General features: G+C 55.9%; 15 protein-coding genes. 9 read left to right on the plus strand and 6 right to left on the minus strand.

The genetic code is table 11. The features are described 5' to 3' along the window. Positions 1-27: 27 nt before the first annotated feature. The 3 genes from P8T57_RS17055 to P8T57_RS17065 all read right to left on the minus strand — a co-directional run bounded on the left by P8T57_RS17055 (position 28) and on the right by P8T57_RS17065 (position 6,449). Positions 28-1,875, minus strand: a complete 1,848-nt coding sequence (locus P8T57_RS17055; RefSeq protein ID WP_341363787.1) for an autotransporter outer membrane beta-barrel domain-containing protein — start codon at positions 1,873-1,875, stop codon at positions 28-30. A gap of 178 nt (positions 1,876-2,053) precedes the next feature. Then, positions 2,054-2,638 carry an isochorismatase family protein gene (locus P8T57_RS17060; RefSeq protein ID WP_341363788.1) on the minus strand — a complete coding sequence of 195 codons (585 nt, stop codon included), beginning with the start codon at positions 2,636-2,638 and terminating at the stop codon, positions 2,054-2,056. 97 nt (positions 2,639-2,735) lie between these two features. Then, the gene (locus P8T57_RS17065; RefSeq protein WP_341363789.1) at positions 2,736-6,449 is read right to left on the minus strand and encodes a vitamin B12-dependent ribonucleotide reductase; all 3,714 of its coding nucleotides are present in this window, start codon (positions 6,447-6,449) and stop codon (positions 2,736-2,738) included. A gap of 982 nt (positions 6,450-7,431) precedes the next feature. Here P8T57_RS17065 and P8T57_RS17070 point away from each other — a divergent pair. The 7 genes from P8T57_RS17070 (at position 7,432) to P8T57_RS17100 (ending at position 11,534) form a co-directional block, all read left to right on the plus strand. After that, entirely contained in the window at positions 7,432-7,794 is a 363-nt protein-coding gene (locus tag P8T57_RS17070; protein WP_341363790.1) for an NADH:ubiquinone oxidoreductase subunit NDUFA12, read from the plus strand. A gap of 156 nt (positions 7,795-7,950) precedes the next feature. Further along, complete coding sequence (gene mlaD / locus P8T57_RS17075) at positions 7,951-8,466, plus strand: outer membrane lipid asymmetry maintenance protein MlaD (RefSeq protein WP_037991687.1); 516 nt, start codon at positions 7,951-7,953, stop codon at positions 8,464-8,466. A 154-nt stretch (positions 8,467-8,620) separates the two neighbouring features. Then, positions 8,621-8,866, plus strand: a complete 246-nt coding sequence (locus P8T57_RS17080; RefSeq protein ID WP_007091962.1) for a hypothetical protein — start codon at positions 8,621-8,623, stop codon at positions 8,864-8,866. A 6-nt stretch (positions 8,867-8,872) separates the two neighbouring features. Then, positions 8,873-9,316 carry a DUF2155 domain-containing protein gene (locus P8T57_RS17085; RefSeq protein ID WP_063093363.1) on the plus strand — a complete coding sequence of 148 codons (444 nt, stop codon included), beginning with the start codon at positions 8,873-8,875 and terminating at the stop codon, positions 9,314-9,316. A gap of 421 nt (positions 9,317-9,737) precedes the next feature. Then, on the plus strand, positions 9,738-10,331 hold the full coding sequence (locus P8T57_RS17090) for a YceI family protein (protein WP_007091960.1): 594 nt from the start codon (positions 9,738-9,740) through the stop codon (positions 10,329-10,331). Positions 10,332-10,404: 73 nt separating this feature from the next. After that, the gene (locus P8T57_RS17095; RefSeq protein ID WP_341363791.1) at positions 10,405-10,959 is read left to right on the plus strand and encodes a cytochrome b; all 555 of its coding nucleotides are present in this window, start codon (positions 10,405-10,407) and stop codon (positions 10,957-10,959) included. A 2-nt stretch (positions 10,960-10,961) separates the two neighbouring features. Beyond that, the gene (locus P8T57_RS17100; protein WP_341363792.1) at positions 10,962-11,534 is read left to right on the plus strand and encodes a YceI family protein; all 573 of its coding nucleotides are present in this window, start codon (positions 10,962-10,964) and stop codon (positions 11,532-11,534) included. Positions 11,535-11,623: 89 nt separating this feature from the next. Here the strand turns inward: P8T57_RS17100 and P8T57_RS17105 are convergent, their stop codons facing one another. Further along, positions 11,624-13,318, minus strand: coding sequence for a cache domain-containing protein (locus P8T57_RS17105; RefSeq protein ID WP_114094292.1), 1,695 nt, complete (start codon positions 13,316-13,318; stop codon positions 11,624-11,626). A 241-nt stretch (positions 13,319-13,559) separates the two neighbouring features. Next, the gene (locus P8T57_RS17110; protein WP_341363793.1) at positions 13,560-14,258 is read right to left on the minus strand and encodes an alpha/beta fold hydrolase; all 699 of its coding nucleotides are present in this window, start codon (positions 14,256-14,258) and stop codon (positions 13,560-13,562) included. A 706-nt stretch (positions 14,259-14,964) separates the two neighbouring features. Here P8T57_RS17110 and P8T57_RS17115 point away from each other — a divergent pair. Next, complete coding sequence (locus tag P8T57_RS17115) at positions 14,965-16,302, plus strand: MATE family efflux transporter (protein WP_071241421.1); 1,338 nt, start codon at positions 14,965-14,967, stop codon at positions 16,300-16,302. Between the two features lie 20 nt (positions 16,303-16,322). On the opposite strand, the gene P8T57_RS17120 is transcribed toward P8T57_RS17115, so the two are convergent. Then, the gene (locus tag P8T57_RS17120; protein ID WP_007091953.1) at positions 16,323-16,799 is read right to left on the minus strand and encodes an Lrp/AsnC family transcriptional regulator; all 477 of its coding nucleotides are present in this window, start codon (positions 16,797-16,799) and stop codon (positions 16,323-16,325) included. Positions 16,800-17,279: 480 nt separating this feature from the next. On the opposite strand from P8T57_RS17120, the gene P8T57_RS17125 reads away from it, so the two are divergent. After that, complete coding sequence (locus tag P8T57_RS17125) at positions 17,280-17,777, plus strand: GNAT family N-acetyltransferase (protein WP_223305055.1); 498 nt, start codon at positions 17,280-17,282, stop codon at positions 17,775-17,777. The last annotated feature ends 3 nt before the right edge of the window (positions 17,778-17,780 follow it).

Consider the following 17,780-nt stretch of genomic DNA (forward strand, 5'->3'; position numbering starts at 1 on the left):
AGGTTTGACCGCGTCGCCCGCCAGAGATCAGAACGGCATCGATATTTGGATTTCTAGCCTGCTGGTATCGGTGTTGTCATCGTCGTCATTGGCAATCGACATCATGTGGCTGAGTGCAAGTTCGCTGGTAAGCGGACCGGTATCAAAGCCAAATCCGGTGCGGATGCGCTGATTGCCATATTCGTTGAGGTTGCTGGCAAAGAATGGCGTGACGATCCCAAGGGATCGGCCATCATCCCCGGTCAGGATAAAGCCATAAGTCACCGTGCCGCCGATGGTGTATTCGGTGTAATCCGCACGCCCGGCAAGATAGTTGCCTTCAAGGGCAGCGTTCAGCCCCGTGAGGCTGTCGGACAATCGAACACCGCCGCCGATATTGAGCGCGGTTTTGTCATTGTTGATTTCATCGGTGAAATCATGGATCAGGCCGGTTTCAAGGAAGGGCGAGATGGTCAGGCTTTGGGTCGGGGCGAAGTCATAGGCGGCCTCGATCGCCGGTCTGATCTGCCGGGTGTTGGATCGGGTGGTGGCATTGGTTGTGCCGTCGCTTTCACGATAGGCATCAACCGTCTTGCGCGCGGCGATAAAGGCCAGTGACGGGGTGAGGGATACCGGCAGGGTTTCAACGGGGCGGACCAGATAAAATGTGGTCAGGGCGGCATACCACATGTCGGATTCCGTGTTGCCCGATACGGCACCATTGTCGCGGGTGACATCGATGTCACCCATGCCATATCCGGCTTCGCCCGCGATGGTCAGGTTTTCAATCGGGCGGTAGATGACATAGGGCGATGCGATCCAGCCGGTTTCCTGATAGCTGCCATTGTTAAACGATGTTGTCAGGTCGGTGTCGTTATAGCCAAGTGACAGACCGGCAATCAGCGCATCGGCAAAGCGGTAATCCAGCCCGACATTATAGCCCCACACATCGCCGTCATAGCGGCTGTCAGTGGTGCCATTGACATGGTTGTTATCGACCGCAGTAAAGGAACCGTGGCCCCAGACGGTAAAGGGCGTGGTGGTGGCAAAGGCCGCACGGCCATCAATGCCGCTGGCACCACCCACATCGCCCTGATCTGTCGGGCCAAGGCCCAGTAGGTTCATGCCCTGTCCGGTGGAGCTGTCGAAGCTGCCCATCATGGCGATGCGGCGCAGGGCATCATCGTGGTTGGTGATGCTGTTGCTGTTGCGATCATCATCGAGCGTTGTGCCGGTCAGGCTGGTGCGATGGGGGCCGGTTTCGACCATTGAGGCGGTTCGGGCGGGTACGTTATCGGTATTGGTATTGTTGGCAGTACTGATCACGGATGAGACCCGCGCGCCGATATTCTGTTGAATGACGGTGGTTTGGGAGCGCGAGACGGCATTGACAACGGCGGAGGTGGTGCTGGCGGAGGATGTTGATGCCGCGACCGGTGCCGATCCGGCAACGCAGGTTGCGGTTATGTTGTACGTCGCGCCAAGGGCCTTTATGAAAAGCTGGCCGTCTGTCGTATCGGCCGGGATTTGCAGGGTGAGGGTGACAGTGTCGCCAATGATGGTGCTGCCGGGCGTGACCGCCCGCGAATTGGCGGCGTTATCGTTGTCGGTATAGGTGAAGGTGTAGTTGTTTGGCGAATTGCCGCTTTGATGTGAGAAGGTGACCTTGGCGACCTCCCACGCGTTATAAGAACCGGTGCCCGCAATGCCATCGTTGGTGCTTGTCAGGTTCCAATCACTGCAACCCAGGCTAATTGCGAGGGCGACGTTGGCGAAGGGCAGCGATAATCCCGTCAGGGCCAGCGCACAAAGCCCTTTTTTCACGACAGATTTGCACCCGGCGAGGTGCGAACGATCAGATCGTTCCGGTTTAAAGGTGCTTCTGATCTTATTCATTGATTGCCATGCCCATACTCTTTTTGATCGGTGCCGATAGATCGGTCCGTTGCAAGAGCTTTAGGGGCGGCGCAGGGGGAGGGCTATTCTTAAAGGGAGGATTGTGTCGTTTCTTGACACTAAGTGGATAGGTTTTGCGCAAAGTGGATAGAGGCCCGGTTTTCGGGCCGCATTATCGTTATGCGGGCAGGGCGGCGATTACATCATCCGTCGTCGAAAGCGTGCAATATTCCGACCCCAGAACCGCGGCAAACAGGTCAAACACGGTTTGCGCATCGTAACGCACCCCTTTGGCGTCGGTCACGTCAATCGCGGTGGTGGCATCAAGCGGCAGGATGACGTCAAAGCCCAGACAATGGGCCACCCGGATCGAGGCATCCATCGAATTGTGGATGACGACGCCGGTAAAGATCAGGCGGGTAATGCCATGATCGTGCAGGTATTTTTCAAGATCGGTGGCGATGAAGGCGCAATTGACGTTTTTGGCAATGACCGGTTCGCCCGGTAGCGGGGCGACTTCGGGTTTGATCGCGTTGCCCTGACCATCGGTGTGATAGGTCGAGGCGGGATTGGGTTCGTCATGGCGGATATGGATCACCGGAAGGCTGGCTGCGCGAAAGGCGGCCAGCAGATCGACGATTTTATCGACATAGCCGGGATTATTTTTTGACGCCCATTTCGGATCGTCGATGGCCTTTTGCACGTCAAGGATGATGAGGGCGGTTTCTTTGCCAAAGGCAGCATTGTTTTCGGGCAGCGGCATTTGGGAGTTCCAATCTCGGATGGTGAAAACAAAACCGGCCGGGAGATGATCCCGGCCGGTTTGTTGATCAGATCAGATTTGAATGGTACCGGTCGGCTTACGAGCAGCCCGTGGTGCTGCCGCAAGAGTCGCATTTCAGGCAGGTGCCGTTGCGCACAAGGGTGAAGTTGCCGCATTCGGGGCAGCCGTCGCCTTCGTAGCCCTTCATGCGGGCTTCGCGGATGCGGTCCAGTTTGGCATCCGTGGCCGACATGACTTCTTCGCTGGCGTTCAGGATCGCGGTTTCGCTGCTGGTCGGGGCAGCGGTGGTTGTTGCGATGCTGGCGGTTTCGGCCTGATGGCTGTGGCCATGCGAGTGGGCATGATCGGTGCCGGTGGCTTTCATGATCACGCGTTCTTCGACCGGGGCGCCGCCATCGACAACGTAAAGGTTGCGACGCACGAAGCCACTGGATGCGACCTTGCGGATGGTTTCAATCGCGCGGTCTTCGGCCTTGGCTTCCTCGCCAAGGTCGCCCTCAGCCACGCCCTTGCCAACGGCGTCCGGCAGAACGTCGGACGGCTGAACATGGGCGAGGTCGTTACGGCCCAGATAGGAAATGGCCAGTTCGCGGAACATGTAATCAAGGATCGAGGTTGCCATTTTGATGGCGTCGTTCCCGGAAACCATGCCGGACGGCTCGAAGCGGGTGAAGGTGAAGGCTTCGACATATTCTTCAAGCGGCACGCCATACTGAAGGCCGATGGAAACCGCGATGGCGAAGTTGTTCATCAGCGAGCGGAAAGCAGCGCCTTCCTTGTGCATATCGATAAAGATTTCGCCCAGTTTGCCGTCTTCGTATTCACCGGTGCGCAGATAGACCTTGTGTCCGCCGACGGTGGCCTTCTGGGTATACCCCTTGCGGCGGGACGGCAGGGAACGACGGTCGCCACGAATGACGCGTTCGATGATTTTTTCGACGATCTGTTCGGAAACAGCGGCGGCCTTGGCGGCCGTCGGCTGATCGGCGTAATCGTCTTCCTCGACCAGCGCCGAGTTCAGCGGCTGGCTGAGTTTCGAGCCATCACGATACAGCGCGTTTGCCTTGAGGCAGAGACGCCAGGACAGCATATAGGCGTCCTTGCAATCCTGGATCGAGGCATTGTTCGGCATGTTGATGGTTTTCGAAATTGCACCGGAGATGAACGGCTGTGCCGCGGCCATCATGCGGATATGGCTTTCAGCCGACAGGTAACGTTTGCCGATACGGCCGCAAGGGTTGGCGCAATCGAAAACGGGCAGGTCTTCGTCACGCAGATGCGGGGCCTGTTCGAGCGTCATCGCGCCGCAAACATAGGTGTTTGCCAGTTCGATCTGCTTTTTGTCGAAGCCAAGGGCGGCCAGCATGTCAAAGTCCATGCTGTTGAGTGCCTTGGCATCAAGGCCAAGCTGCTTGACGCAGTATTCTTCGCCAAAGGTGTATTTGTTAAACACGAATTTGATGTCGAATGCGTTGGCAAGTGCGCCTTCGATTTTCGAAATCGCGTCATCGTCAAAGCCCTTGGCCTTGAGATCGTCATGGGTGATGGTTGGCGAGTCGACCAGGGTGCCATGACCGACCGCGTATTTTTCAATGTCGCGGATCTGGCGTTCGGTATAGCCGAGTGTGGCGAGTGCAACCGGAACGGTGCGGTTGATGATTTTGAAGTAACCGCCACCGGCAAGCTTTTTGAACTTCACAAGCGCGAAGTCCGGCTCGATCCCGGTGGTGTCGCAATCCATGACCAGACCGATGGTGCCGGTCGGGGCGATAACGGTGGTCTGTGCGTTGCGGTAACCGTGCTTTTCGCCGAGTTCCAGCGCCTTGTCCCATGCCGCACGTGCGGCAATCGGGAGTTCGGCATAGGGGCTATCGGCGGCAACCAGCGGCACCGGATTGATCGACAGGCCTTCGTAGCCTTCCTGTTCGCCGTGCGCGGCACGACGGTGGTTGCGCATGACACGCAGCATTTCCTTGGCGTTATCGGCATAGCCCGGGAAGGCACCGAGTTCGGACGCCATTTCGGCCGAGGTCGCATAGGAAACGCCACACATGATCGCGGTAAGCGATGCGCCAATCGCACGGCCCTCGTCGCTGTCGTACGGGATGCCCATGCTCATCAGCAGGCCGCCAATATTGGCATAGCCAAGGCCAAGCGTGCGGTAACGATAGGACAGTTCGGCGATACGATCCGACGGGAACTGCGCCATCAGAACCGAGATTTCCAGAACAACAGTCCAGAGACGCACGGCATGTTCATATGCCGCGACGTCAACACCACCGTCGTCAGAACGGAAATTCATCAGGTTCAGCGACGCCAGGTTACAGGCCGTATCGTCAAGGAACATGTATTCCGAGCACGGGTTGGACGCATTGATGCGACCCGAATTCGGGCAGGTGTGCCATTCGTTGATGGTGGTGTCGTACTGGATGCCCGGATCGGCGCACGCCCATGCGGCTTCGCCGACCTTGTCCCACAATTCGCGGGCGGCAAGGGTTTTATGAACCTTGCCATCGGTACGGCGGATCAGTTCCCAGTCGCCATTATCAAGAACAGCCTGAAGGAAGTCGTTCGAGACGCGAACCGAGTTGTTCGAGTTCTGACCCGAAACGGTCAGGTATGCCTCGGAGTCCCAATCGGTGTCATAGGTCTTGAAGCTGATTTCGGTGAAGCCCTGACGGGCGAATTCGATGATCTTGTTGATATAGCTATCAGGGATCATCACGGCACGGGCGGCCAGCACGGCTTCTTTGAGCTGCGGGTTGGCACGCGGCAGGAAGCGATCCTCGGAATCGGCGGCACCGTCCCAGTTGGTGCAGGCCGCGAGAACCTCGGTCAGGTGCTTTTCGGCCAGTTTCGAACCGGCGACGAGGGCTGCGACCTTCTGTTCCTCGACGACTTTCCAGTCGATATAGTTTTCGATGTCCGGGTGGTTGATATCAACCACGACCATTTTGGCCGCACGGCGCGTGGTGCCGCCCGACTTGATCGCACCAGCAGCACGGTCCCCGATTTTAAGGAAGCTCATGAGGCCGGAAGAACGACCGCCACCCGAAAGCGTTTCGCCTTCGCCGCGGACATTCGAGAAGTTCGAACCGGTGCCCGAACCGAATTTGAACAGGCGGGCTTCGCGGGTCCAGAGATCCATGATGCCGCCCTCGTTGACGAGGTCATCGGAAACCGACTGGATGAAGCAGGCATGGGGCTGCGGATGTTCGTAAGCACTGGCCGATTTGGTCAGTTCGCCGGTTTTGAAATCGACATAGGAGTGACCCTGTGCCGGGCCATCAATGCCGTATGCCCAATGCAGACCGGTATTGAACCATTGCGGCGAGTTCGGCGCGCCCATCTGGTGGGAGAGCTGATAACGCATTTCATCAAAGAAGGCCTGGGCATCGGATTCGGCATCGAAATAGCCGCCCTTCCAGCCCCAATAGGTCCAGGTGCCCGCAAGGCGGTCAAAGACCTGGGTGGCGCTGGTTTCGCTGGTGTAGCGGGACTCTGATGGCATTTTTTCGAGCTTGGCCTTGTCCGGCGCCTGACGCCAGAGCCAGGACGGAACGTCCTTTTCCTTGACCGGTTTCAGCGCGACCGGAACACCCGCCTTTCGGAAGTATTTCTGCGCCAGGACGTCACTTGCCACCTGCGACCAGGAGGACGGGACGTCGATATCTTTCATTTCAAAGACCACCGATCCATCGGGGTTTTTGATGACGCAGGATGACTTACGAAAATCGATGTCTGCGTAGGGGCTGACACCTTCCTGGGTGAACTTTCTGCTGATCCGCATGGTCTGCTCCGTTTTGGTCAGACTTGATGTCGTGCGCATAAGCACCAACACGGCCTGAACATTATATAGTTTGCTCAACGCTCATACGCTGCCCCCTGGCCCTTATAAACGGCCATGATTGGGCGAACGGAATTCGGTAATCTGTGGCGGTGGTTCCTTGGTTGTCCCCCCTTGGAACCGTCCTGTCCGTGGGCAGGACTATAAGGGGAAAATTTCGGGCTCGTCCACCAAACTTTGTGGTTGACATCAATTTTTATCACTAGATGTAGTGGTTCAATTGATGTCGCGCATATCTGATGTTTGGAAAATCTCGTTAAGATTGTTTAAACGCGCGGCAAGCCCGCGGAATACTGCGCTTTTGCCGCGACGGCGGCGAGGGCAAGCCCGTAAGACTCGGACTACATGTTGTGCCGGGACGAGAGAACCCCCACAAGGCAAAAACAAGCTAACGCCGTTTGGGTTTGAAATCCAGCATCAAGCACAAACAATCTTGTTCCTGTTGTTTTGTTAGCATGAAAAAGTTCGATAACATTTTGATATTTATGTGAAAATCGTTGTTTCCGTCCGGCGCGAATTTTCAAGCCGGGCAGGGTATGTTTCAAACCGGTCGCGTTGAAATGCTGTGGATAAACAGGTGGACAAGGCGGCGTGATGATTGTGTTGCAATGAGTCGGGCATACACAAGTGGTTGTGGGTTGTTTTGATGGTGTTTTCGCGGAGTCATACCCCATATTGTGTGTATATTGTGTGTCTGTGGCGGTTTCGGGCGGCCGTGTGCGGGAAATGCGATGTGATGGCCTGTCTGAAACATTGACTTTGCGCTAACATCACGACATATAAGGTCCTTATTGACCGCCGGACACAGGCCGCAAAATCAGACCCGCCAGCAAACACTGGTTTGCACATAACCGGTTTGCATATACGGGCCTTTTGTCTGCGCGCCGCCAAAGGCGGAAGAACCAGATCTGGAGAGAGACCACACATGGCCACCGTCGGGACCCGCATTTATACCGCGCTGTATGGCAAACGCGTCGGCGAAGACCGTTTTGGAAATATCTATTACACCGAAAAGAAAGCCGCCAATGGTCGCCGTGCTAAACGCTGGGTGATCTATAAAGGTATTACCGAGGGTTCCAAGGTTCCGGCTGAATGGCATGCATGGCTGCATTACACCGTTGATGCGCCGCTGTCGGAAAAGGCCGAAGACCGTTATGACTGGCAGAAAGAACATCTGCCGAACCTGACGGGGACCAAGCATGCCTATCGCCCGAAAGGCCATGAATATAGTGGTGGCAAGCGTGCGAAAGCGACCGGTGACTATCAGGCATGGTCGCCGGAAGGCTGATCAAAGATCGGTATATTCTGCATCCGGGCGCGACAATATGTTGGCGCCCGGTTGTGTTTTTACTGTGTTTTGCCTGATGGTAATTGACCCGGTTGTTTTTTCGGGTCGCACAAGACAATATGCAGATCAACAAGATACCACAGACGGATCGTATCCATGAGCAACAGACTGATCGAGAGCCTTGCCGGGGCAGCCGTAATCGCAGTGGCGGTCGGCTTTGCGGCCTATTCCTATTCCCGGGCGGGCATCGAGTCTGTTGACGGATACGAACTTTCGGCAAACTTCAACAGGGTTGATGGTTTGGTGGTTGGCAACGATGTGCGGATTTCGGGCGTCAAGGTTGGCTCGGTCACGGCACAGGACCTGAACCCGCAGACCTATATGGCCGTCGTCAGGATGACGGTGCGTTCGGATATCGAATTGCCGACCGACAGTTCGGCCAAGATTGCATCGGACGGTTTGCTCGGCGGCAAGTTTGTATCGCTGGAGCCGGGCGGGGATATCGATATGCTGGCCCCGGGTGGCGAGATTGAATACACGCAAGGGTCGGTCAATCTGGAAGAACTGATCGGGCAGGTGATTTATTCGTCCGGTGGGGGTGCTGGTGGTGGCTCCGGTGGGGGTGCCAATAATGAGGCGGGCAGCACTTCATCGGAAGAAAGCCCGCAATAGGCAGACAGGGCAGATCGGTAAAGGCGGCCATGATTTTGCCGGTTTTGCAGGTCAGTTTCCCGGAATATCCTTTGGGCAGCTTGCGTGAAGCGATGTCGACACCGATATTCTCGGCAGATATCCAGAGCAGATCGAAAGGCAGCGGAGCCAATTGATGAGCAAGTCTGAGAGCATGAACAAGAATTTCCCCACATGGCAGGACCCGAAAGGGGCGCCTCTTTCGTGTGTGGAGAAAATCAAGGTTCTGAACGAGAATTTCGGCGAACTGCGTGACATGATGCAGGACGCCATGGAAGACGCGTTGCTGATGGGCTGCGACGAGGAACAGTTCCGCCAGGTGATGCGCAGTGTCGTTGAAGAGCTGCACAATCCCTATGGCAAGCCAGACGATCAGGACTGATTATTGATGAAAACCAAGATAGTGTTTGGTGCTGCTGTTGGCGCGGTTGTTTCGGTGGCGGCAATGTCGTCTGCCTTTGCGCTGGATTACCGCCCGGCCGAGATCGCCCAGCTTCAGGGGCTTGATAAAATCACCGCGCGTATTTCGACATTCGAGGTACCGGTCGGGCAGATGGCGAAATTCGGCACGCTTTCGATCCGGGTGGATGCCTGTTATCGCACGCCGCCGGAAGAGCGCCCGGAAAGTGCCAGTTTCCTTGAAATTTCGGACCAGCGCGAAGATGCCAGTGGCACGGTTGATCAACTGTTTTCCGGCTGGATGTTTGCATCTACCCCCGGTCTGTCAGCCCTTGAACACCCGGTTTATGACGTTTGGGTCAAGGAATGCATTGATGCAGGCGATCAGGGAACCGGGGCCACCGAACAGGGGCAACCGGCACCGGCCCAATAATCTTGCCGCCGGGAATGCGTGATGCGCCATGTGTCCCTAAAACCTTCGGAGCATCAATTGTTTCCCAATGCTGGCCGATGCGCAGTGTGTCGGCCACAATTGTTTGGTCGGGATGATTTGTGACGGCGTGATTTCAAGCGGTTTGACGTTACGTCATGCGGGGGATTCGCAGCGTGGATGATGCGCCGTTTGCCTGTTGTTGCGCGAAATTGCGGGCAAAGTGCAGTGATTTTAGTTTCAATATAAGACCGTTCTCATTCTGGATAAAATAAGGCGGAAACGCCGATGATTGTTTCCATATGAGAAAATGAGTGTTGAGGACTGCCCGACTTGAGGCGGCGGAGGTCAAGTGTCATTCTCTGTTCAGTTTGTTGCGATGCGGTATTGTGTGTCGAACGATTTTGAAACAAGGGATGTGCATATGTTTACTTCGATCAAAAAGGCCGGTTTTGTTCTGGCGATTGCGGCGGGTCTTTCGGGGGCGGCTTTTTCGGCGCAGGCAGCCGAGAATTACAAACTTGATCCGACGCATACCAGCGTGATTTTCATCGTTAACCATCTTGGTTTTTCCAACTTCCAGGGCCGTTTTGGCGGCACGAGCGGCGAACTTACCCTGGACCGTGAAAACCCGGCAGCATCGTCGGCCACCATTTCGATTGACCTGACACAGGTCGATAGCGGTGTCGAAGGCCTCGACAATCATATGAAAACCGCTGATTTCCTGAATGTTGAACAGAGCCCGACCGCGACGTTCAAAAGCACTTCGGTTGAGATGACTGGCGACAAAACCGCCACCATCACCGGCGATCTGACCCTTTTGGGCCAGACCAAGCCGCTGGTTCTGGACGTGACGCTGACCGGTGAAGGCGATCACCCGATGACCGGTGATCATGTTCTTGGCTTTGGCGCGACCGGCACGGTGACCCGTTCGGAATATGGCATGAACTATCTGGTTCCGGCTGTCAGCGACGAAGTCGAACTTCAGATTTCGGCCGAGTTCCTGAAACAGAAATAATGATACTGACACACCGGCGGCGGCAGATGATGGCCCCGCCGGTGTGCCTGTTTTTGATCAGAAAGGATCACATATGGCGCTTCGCAGTACGCAAACGGGCTTTGGTCCGGTGACCAAGGGGTTTCACTGGCTGATTGCGATCCTGTTTGTCACCATGTTTGCGATTGGCTGGTATATGGATCTTCTGCCGCTGGGACTGGAAAAGCTGGCATGGATTTCGCGCCATAAATCGATTGGTGTGACCATCCTTTTGCTGGTGGTTTTACGCATCATCTGGCGTCTGGCCGAACAGACACCGGAAGGGCTGGGCGAAAAGGCATGGGAACGACAGGCCGCGAAGCTTGCGCATTTCGCGCTTTATGTCGTGATGCTGGCCATGCCGCTTAGCGGGTGGTTGATGTCGTCGGCGGCGAATTTTTCGGTCAGTGTGTTTGGCCTGTTCACGCTTCCTGATCTGGTCGGGCCGGACAAGGTGCTTTATGAACAGCTGCGTTTCACCCACTGGATATTGTCCTGGGTGATTGTCGGCCTGGTCGGGCTGCATGTGGCGGCGGCTTTCAAACATCATTTTATCAATCGCGATGCGACGCTCCGCCGGATGCTTCCGGGGACGGGGAAAGGGAATTGATCATGACGTCTTTGTTTAAAAATATTCTGCGGGCTTCGGTGATTGTGCCGGCGATTGCCGTTTGGGTACCGGCCTTTGCCGCCGATACATGGCAGGTCAAAGCCGATGACAGCGATATTAAATTTTCAGGCACCCAGCTTGGTGCGGATTTCGAGGGCGCGTTCGATAAATTTACCGCCGAGATCGTATTTTCACCGGATGATCTTGCCGGATCAAAGGTTAGCGTTCTGATCGATATCGCGTCGGTTGATACCGAAAATGCCGATCGCGACAGCCAGATCATTTCCGCAGACTGGTTTGATGTCGCCCAGTGGCCGACAGCAAAGTTTGAAACCAAGTCGTTCCGGGAAGTTGGCCCAGGCCAGTATGAAGCACTGGCCGATCTGACGATCCGGGACGTGACCAAGGAAGTCGTGTTGCCCTTCAATCTTGAGATCGAAGGCAATGAAGCCGATGCGGAAGGGACGCTTGTGATCAAGCGTACCGATTTCGGCGTCGGGCAGGGCCAGTGGAGCGACACCAGCCAGGTTGGTGATGAGGTCACCATTCGTATTGATATCGACGCGACCCGGTAATCCGGATCGCCGTCTGGTTCTGATCCATGCAAAACAGCCGCCCGGATTACAGGCGGCTGTTTTTATTTGGATCGCAGAGCTGGCTGAAATCAGGCCGAGGCGCTGCGGCGCAATTCGGCAAGGAAGCTTTCGACGGCTTCGTCGAGGGATACGGCTTCGGTGACCAGCTTTTCGGCGGTCTGGGCAAGCTGTGTCGTGCCCGAAGATACCTTGCCCGCATTGTCATTGACGGTTTCAATGCGTTCTGACACTTCGCGGGTGCCGTTGGCGGCTTCTTCGACGTTGCGCGCGATTTCGCCGATGGCGGCGTGCTGTTCTTCGACCGCGGCCGCAATGGCGGTGGAGCTATCGGCGACCTTGGCAATGGTTTCGGAAATGCGGCGGATGGCGTCAACTGCCTCGCCGGTTTCGTTCTGGACCGAGGTGATCTGCTGATTGATTTCCTCGGTCGCCTTGGCGGTCTGGTTGGCAAGGTTTTTGACCTCGCTTGCGACAACCGCAAAGCCCTTGCCGGCGTCGCCCGCACGGGCGGCTTCGATGGTGGCGTTCAGGGCGAGAAGGTTTGTCTGTTCGGCGATGTCACCGATCAGTTTGGCGACGTCGCCGATTTTTTGCGCTGCATCGGCAAGGCCGGTTACGGTTTCATTGGTGCGGGTGGCTTCGTCATTTGCCTGATTGGCGATATCGGCCGAACGCGCGATCTGCTGGGCGATTTCATCGGAGGATGCGGTCAGTTCCTCGGTCGCGGCCGAGACGGTCTGAACGTTGCCCGATGTTTGCGATGTGGCGGTTGCAACCGCACCGGACAGCTTACTGTTCATTTCGGTCGCCGACTGCATGTTTGCCGTCGCCTTTTTCATATCGGCAATCGATGCTGATATGGACCGGATCAGCCCCTTGACGCGGCTTTCGAGACTGCCGGCCATGTCGAGGATATCCTGACGGCGTTTCTGTTCGGCATCTGCTTCCATCTGTTTCTGGCGGTCCTGCAATTGCAGGTTTTCATGCGCCTGTTTGCGGAAGGCAACAACGGTGCGCGCCATATCACCAACTTCGTCGGCGCGATCCTGACCTTCAATTTCACCTTTGAGGTCACCATTGGCGATCTGGGTCATTCGACCCGATAGCTGGCCAAGGGCGGACGTTATGTTGCGGCCAATCGCCAAACCGGAAAGAACCAAAACCACGACGATAACGACACTGATGATGATTGCGGTCGTGGCTGCACTGCGAAAGGCGGTTTCAACATCATCAATGTAAATGCCGGTGCCAAAAATATCGCCCCAGGGCAGAACCATGGCAAAAGAGAGCTTTTCAAACAGCACGTCTTTGGCTTCGCCGGGTTTGGGCCACATATAGGTAAAGAAGCCATCGGTGCGGGTTGCCTTGATCATATCCTGAATGATGAAGGCACCGGTCGGGTCCTGAATATTGTACATTTCCTTGCCGACCAGCGCGGGGTTGGCAGCATGCATCACGTTGCGACCGGTTTCGGTGTAGGAAAAGTAGTAGCCGATGTCACCGTCAAACCGGCCCGATGAAACGGATTTGTAGAAGGCGTCAATTGCCTGCTGCTGTTCGAGTTCGCCTGACTTGACGCGCGCCTGATAACCTTCGGCCATGCTATGGAGAAGTTCGGTCGTGGCACGTATTTTGTCCTTCCGGTCTTCGAGAAGGGTGTCTTTGAGTGTCATGAGCTGAACACTGGACGCGATGATCAGGCCGATCAGGGCGATTAGCGACAGTAGAGCCAGCTTGTATCCGATTTTGATGTTTTGCAGCATTTTATGCAGATCCGTTTTCAATTCGCACACGCGGCGTCGTTGTTTCCGCTGATCAATCGGATCACCGGCATTTGATCATTAACATGATGATGTACGAATGTTTTTGATTTATCCCAATTTCACAAGGCTTTAGGCATATTGTTGCGGCGCTGACGGTTTCAAGATGACCCATAAGAAAAAAGGCCATCCGGGGAAAAACCGGATGGCCTTTTCGCAGTCATGATCGCGACAGATGCGCAGATCAGCCAAGATGCTCTTGCAGGAATTTCGTCGCCAGCATGATGCCTTCTTCGTCGATGCCGTGCTGAAGGCCAGGGCGTTCGTGCAGTTCTGTGTCAAAGCCGTTGGAGGTCAGGGTATCAAGCGCCAGGCGTGATGCCTCGATCGGGACGACCGGATCAGCGGTGCCATGGACCAGCAAAACCGGCGGTCTGGTTTTGATCGCACTTGCAAATGCCTCGTCGCCCAGAAGTGCACCCGAGAAACCGACAACACCAGCCAGGGCCGGATCGCGGCGCGGGGCGGTTTGCAGGGCCATCATCGTGCCCTGCGAGAAGCCGATCAGAGCCAGTTTATCCGCCGGAAGGTCATGTTCGGCCAGAAGGGTGTCGATGAAGCGGTCGATATAGACGGCATTTTTCGCCGCCCCCTCGGCCATGGCGCGCAGCGCGCCGGACATGGTTTCGGGCTGCCGACGGAGGAATTCCGGATCATATTCGGCCAGACTGAACCATTGCCGTCCGAACGGCGACATTTCGCATGGAAACGGGGCATTGGGCGAATAAAACGCGGTGTCGGGCAGGGCACGGGCAAAATGCGGTGCCAGCCCGATCAGGTCATTGCCATCGGCACCATAGCCATGCAGCAGGATCACGATGCTTTTGGTCGTGCCTGATGCGGCCGGCAGCATCGGGCCGTTCAATGCGGTTTCAGCGGTCATGTCAGATCAGATCCCTTTGTTTGTCTTTGTTCCTGATTAGCAATGCTGCGTGGCAACGGCCAGACTTTTTATATCTGCTTATATCTGGCGATTTCCTGTGGCCGCAATTTGACCGGCCTGGGTTCCCCTAAATGATGCGAGAGATGATCGGTTTGCCAAGGATTGCATCAGGCCAAAGAGCAGGTCCGTCGGACAAATGCCGGATGGGTATGCATCTGGCATGTAAATGGCGGAACAGGGGTGTGATCCGGGTTGTGATAGCGCCTGTGGATAACTTTGGGGATAATTGGTTCGGTATAGTCAGAATTGATCAGGATTTCTGCTGTGAAAGTATGAAACTGCGTCGAGAGGTTATGCATTGGGATAGTATTTTGGACAGGAAACATGGCCAAATGGCCGAAAATTTTTTTATAAATTTATCGCAGTTTCACAGTCGTTTGAGGGGGATTGTGAAAAAACTGTGAACCGTCGTTCCACGCCAAACCGGAAATTTACCGATGCCGGGTACGCGCAAAAATCACCTAAAGGGTGAATAACCCGCGGAGGTTGTTCACGAATGTGGATTCTTTGATGCATAACAGTTCCAAAGGTGCCTTTTGCGCCGGTGCAAACTGTGTCACAAGAAGTCCTCCGGGTGATCCGGAATTCGCCCCATCCGATCAGACGATTTTCCGAGGCCCCGATGAGTTCCCCGACGAGTTCCCCAGTGAGCCGCACGCGTCGCTGGTTCGGCAAGGGGGATCGACGCGTTCTGGCGTTGACCCTGCCGATTATCCTTTCGAATGCCACCGTTCCGTTACTGGGCGCGGTTGATACCGCTGTGGTCGGCCATCTGGACAGTCCGCATTATATCGGGGCGGTTGCGGTCGGGGCGCTGATTTTTTCCTATGTGTTCTGGAGCTTTGGCTTTTTGCGCATGGCGACCACCGGGCTTGCCGCACAGGCCGATGGTCGGCGTGATCCCAACGGGGTCCGGGCGGTGTTTGCCCGTGCGGCCCTGATTGCGGTGACGGCGGGGCTTGCGGTTATGGTGCTGCAATGGCCGATCATCGAGCTTGCGATGGCCTTGATCCGACCGACCGCAGCGGTCGAGGCGGCGGCACGGGATTATTTCCATGTGCGCATCTGGGCATCGCCCGCGACATTGATGCAGTACTGCATGCTGGGCTGGTTGCTGGCGATGCGTGATGCGCGCGCGGTGTTTATTTTTCAGGTGGTTCTGAACAGCCTGAACATGGTTCTGGATATTCTTTTTGTCCAAGGCTTTGGCTGGGACGTCAAGGGGGTGGCAGGGGCCACGGTGATTGCCGATTATTCCGGTGTGATGCTGGGCTGGTTTTTGATGCAGCCGCATTTAAAACGGCTTGGCGGGACGTGGCGCGGGATTGGTATTTTTGATCGAACCCAACTGGCGCGCCTGATGAAAATCAATGGCGATATCTTTGTTCGCACCATGGCGCTGACATCGGCCTTTGCAATTTTCACCAGTTTTTCCGCCCGCTTTGGCGAGGTGACATTGGCGGCGAATGCGGTTTTACAAAACTTCCTGATGTTTGGCTCGTTCGCGCTGGACGGTTTTGCCCATGCGGCGGAAACGCTTGTCGGGCAGGCCTATGGCGCGGAGCGGCGCAAGCAGTTCCTTTGGGCGGTGCGCAAGACAACGATCTGGGCGATTGTATCGGCGGTGGTGATGGCGGCGATCTTTGGCCTTATGGGGCCGTGGATCATTGATGGCCTGACATCGATCCCGGAAGTCCGCGATGCGTCATACAGCTATTTGCTGTGGGCGGTGATGTTGCCGATTACCGGGGTGCTTGGTTTTCAGTTCGACGGGGTGTTTCTGGGCGCGATGCAGACCAAGCACTGGCGCAACATGATGCTTTTGTCGGTGGCGATCTATGCCGGGATGGCATGGGGGGCGGTGGTGGCCGACAGCAACCATTTGCTGTGGGCGTCGTTCAATGCGTTCTTCCTGCTGCGCGGGGTGACGCTGGCGGTGCTGTTCCCGACGATCATTCCTGCCCGCCGGGTTGCCACGGTTTAGGGCAGGGGTCCGCGTGTCCCTTATGCCTCCGGCACGGGCAGGGTGGTGCTGTTTTTGACTTCGTGCAGGGTGAAGCTTGATTTGATGTTGGCGACACCAGGCAGCTTCATCATGACGTCGGACAGGAAACGCTGATAGGCGGCCGGGTCCTGCACGACGATGCGCATCATGTAATCCTGATTGCCGACCATGGCATAGCAATCAACGATTTCCGGGTGGGATTGCACCGCGGTTTCAAAGCGGCGCAATGACGGTTCGTCATGCTGGGTCAGGGACACGGTGACAAAGACATTCACACCCAAACGCAGATGTGACGGGGCCAGCAGGGCGACATATTTGCGGATTACGCCGCTTTCTTCGAGCTTGCGCAGGCGACGCAGGCAGGGAGACACGGAAAGACCGACCTTATCGGCCAGTTCGACCATCGAGATGCGCCCGTCTTCCTGAATCTCGCGAAGAATTTTGCGATCAATTGCGTCGAAACCGTTGCGCGCCATGGCGTGCCCCACTCCTTATACTCGATGGATATTATTGTGATCCGGGTTGATTTTGCCGCATTGCGGGCTTTGCATAAATTACCCGCCAGCGCAAAAATCATGCTGCGCGATAAGCCATGACTTCGCGTTCCTGTCAATCCTTGCGTGATCCGGGCGTGATCTTTTTACGGTAACAGATTGTGATTTCGAAGCCGGACCAAAAGACCCCGAAATTCCCGGTTGCCGGGCGGGCAAAACAGTCTGGTTTGCAGTGCGAAAAGCGTTAGGACTTGCATAGAACAAATATCGGCGTTATGTCGTTCAAATCCTTGCATTGCTTTGCTTTGTTCGCACTTGCGGCGGAACTTATCGTTGCCGCGCGTGGTAATGACAGTGTAGTATAATCGTACCAATTTACGTATTTTTACGGTGGTTATTCTCCTGTCAGGAGCTGGGGGGTTGGGGTTTTGCCAACCTGCAGGACAAGAAAGGCATTACGTGGTGGACGCTGCGCAAGATACACCGGGATATAACCTGGTCTCGATTGGCGAGCATAAAATCAATATCCGTCCGGCGGTCAAGGATGACCTTGCCAATGTGGTCGCGCTTGACGACCGCACAACGGGCCTTCGCAAGCCGGAATATTGGGATGACCTGTTCACCCGTTATGGCAATCGTAAGGATTCCCGGTTTTTCCTGATTGCCGAAGAAGGCGATACGTTGCTGGGCTGCATTTTCGGGGAAGTCCGGTCATGGGAATTCAACTCGGTCCCGTGCGGCTGGGTCGGCACTGTCAGTGTCGAGCCGAATTTGCGCATGGGCGGGATCGGCAGCATTCTTTACAAGGAAATCTGCCGCTGTTTCCGCAAGGCCGGTGTGACCAAGATCCGCACCATGATCCCGCGCGATGCGACCGACCTTATGTCGTTCTTCCGCGCGCAGGGTATGATGGCCGGACCCTTTATCCAGCTTGAAACCGATATGGACGAAGGGGTGTAACGC

The sequence above is a fragment of the Thalassospira sp. SN3W genome (assembly GCF_038070535.1).
Classification (GTDB): domain Bacteria; phylum Pseudomonadota; class Alphaproteobacteria; order Rhodospirillales; family Thalassospiraceae; genus Thalassospira; species Thalassospira xiamenensis.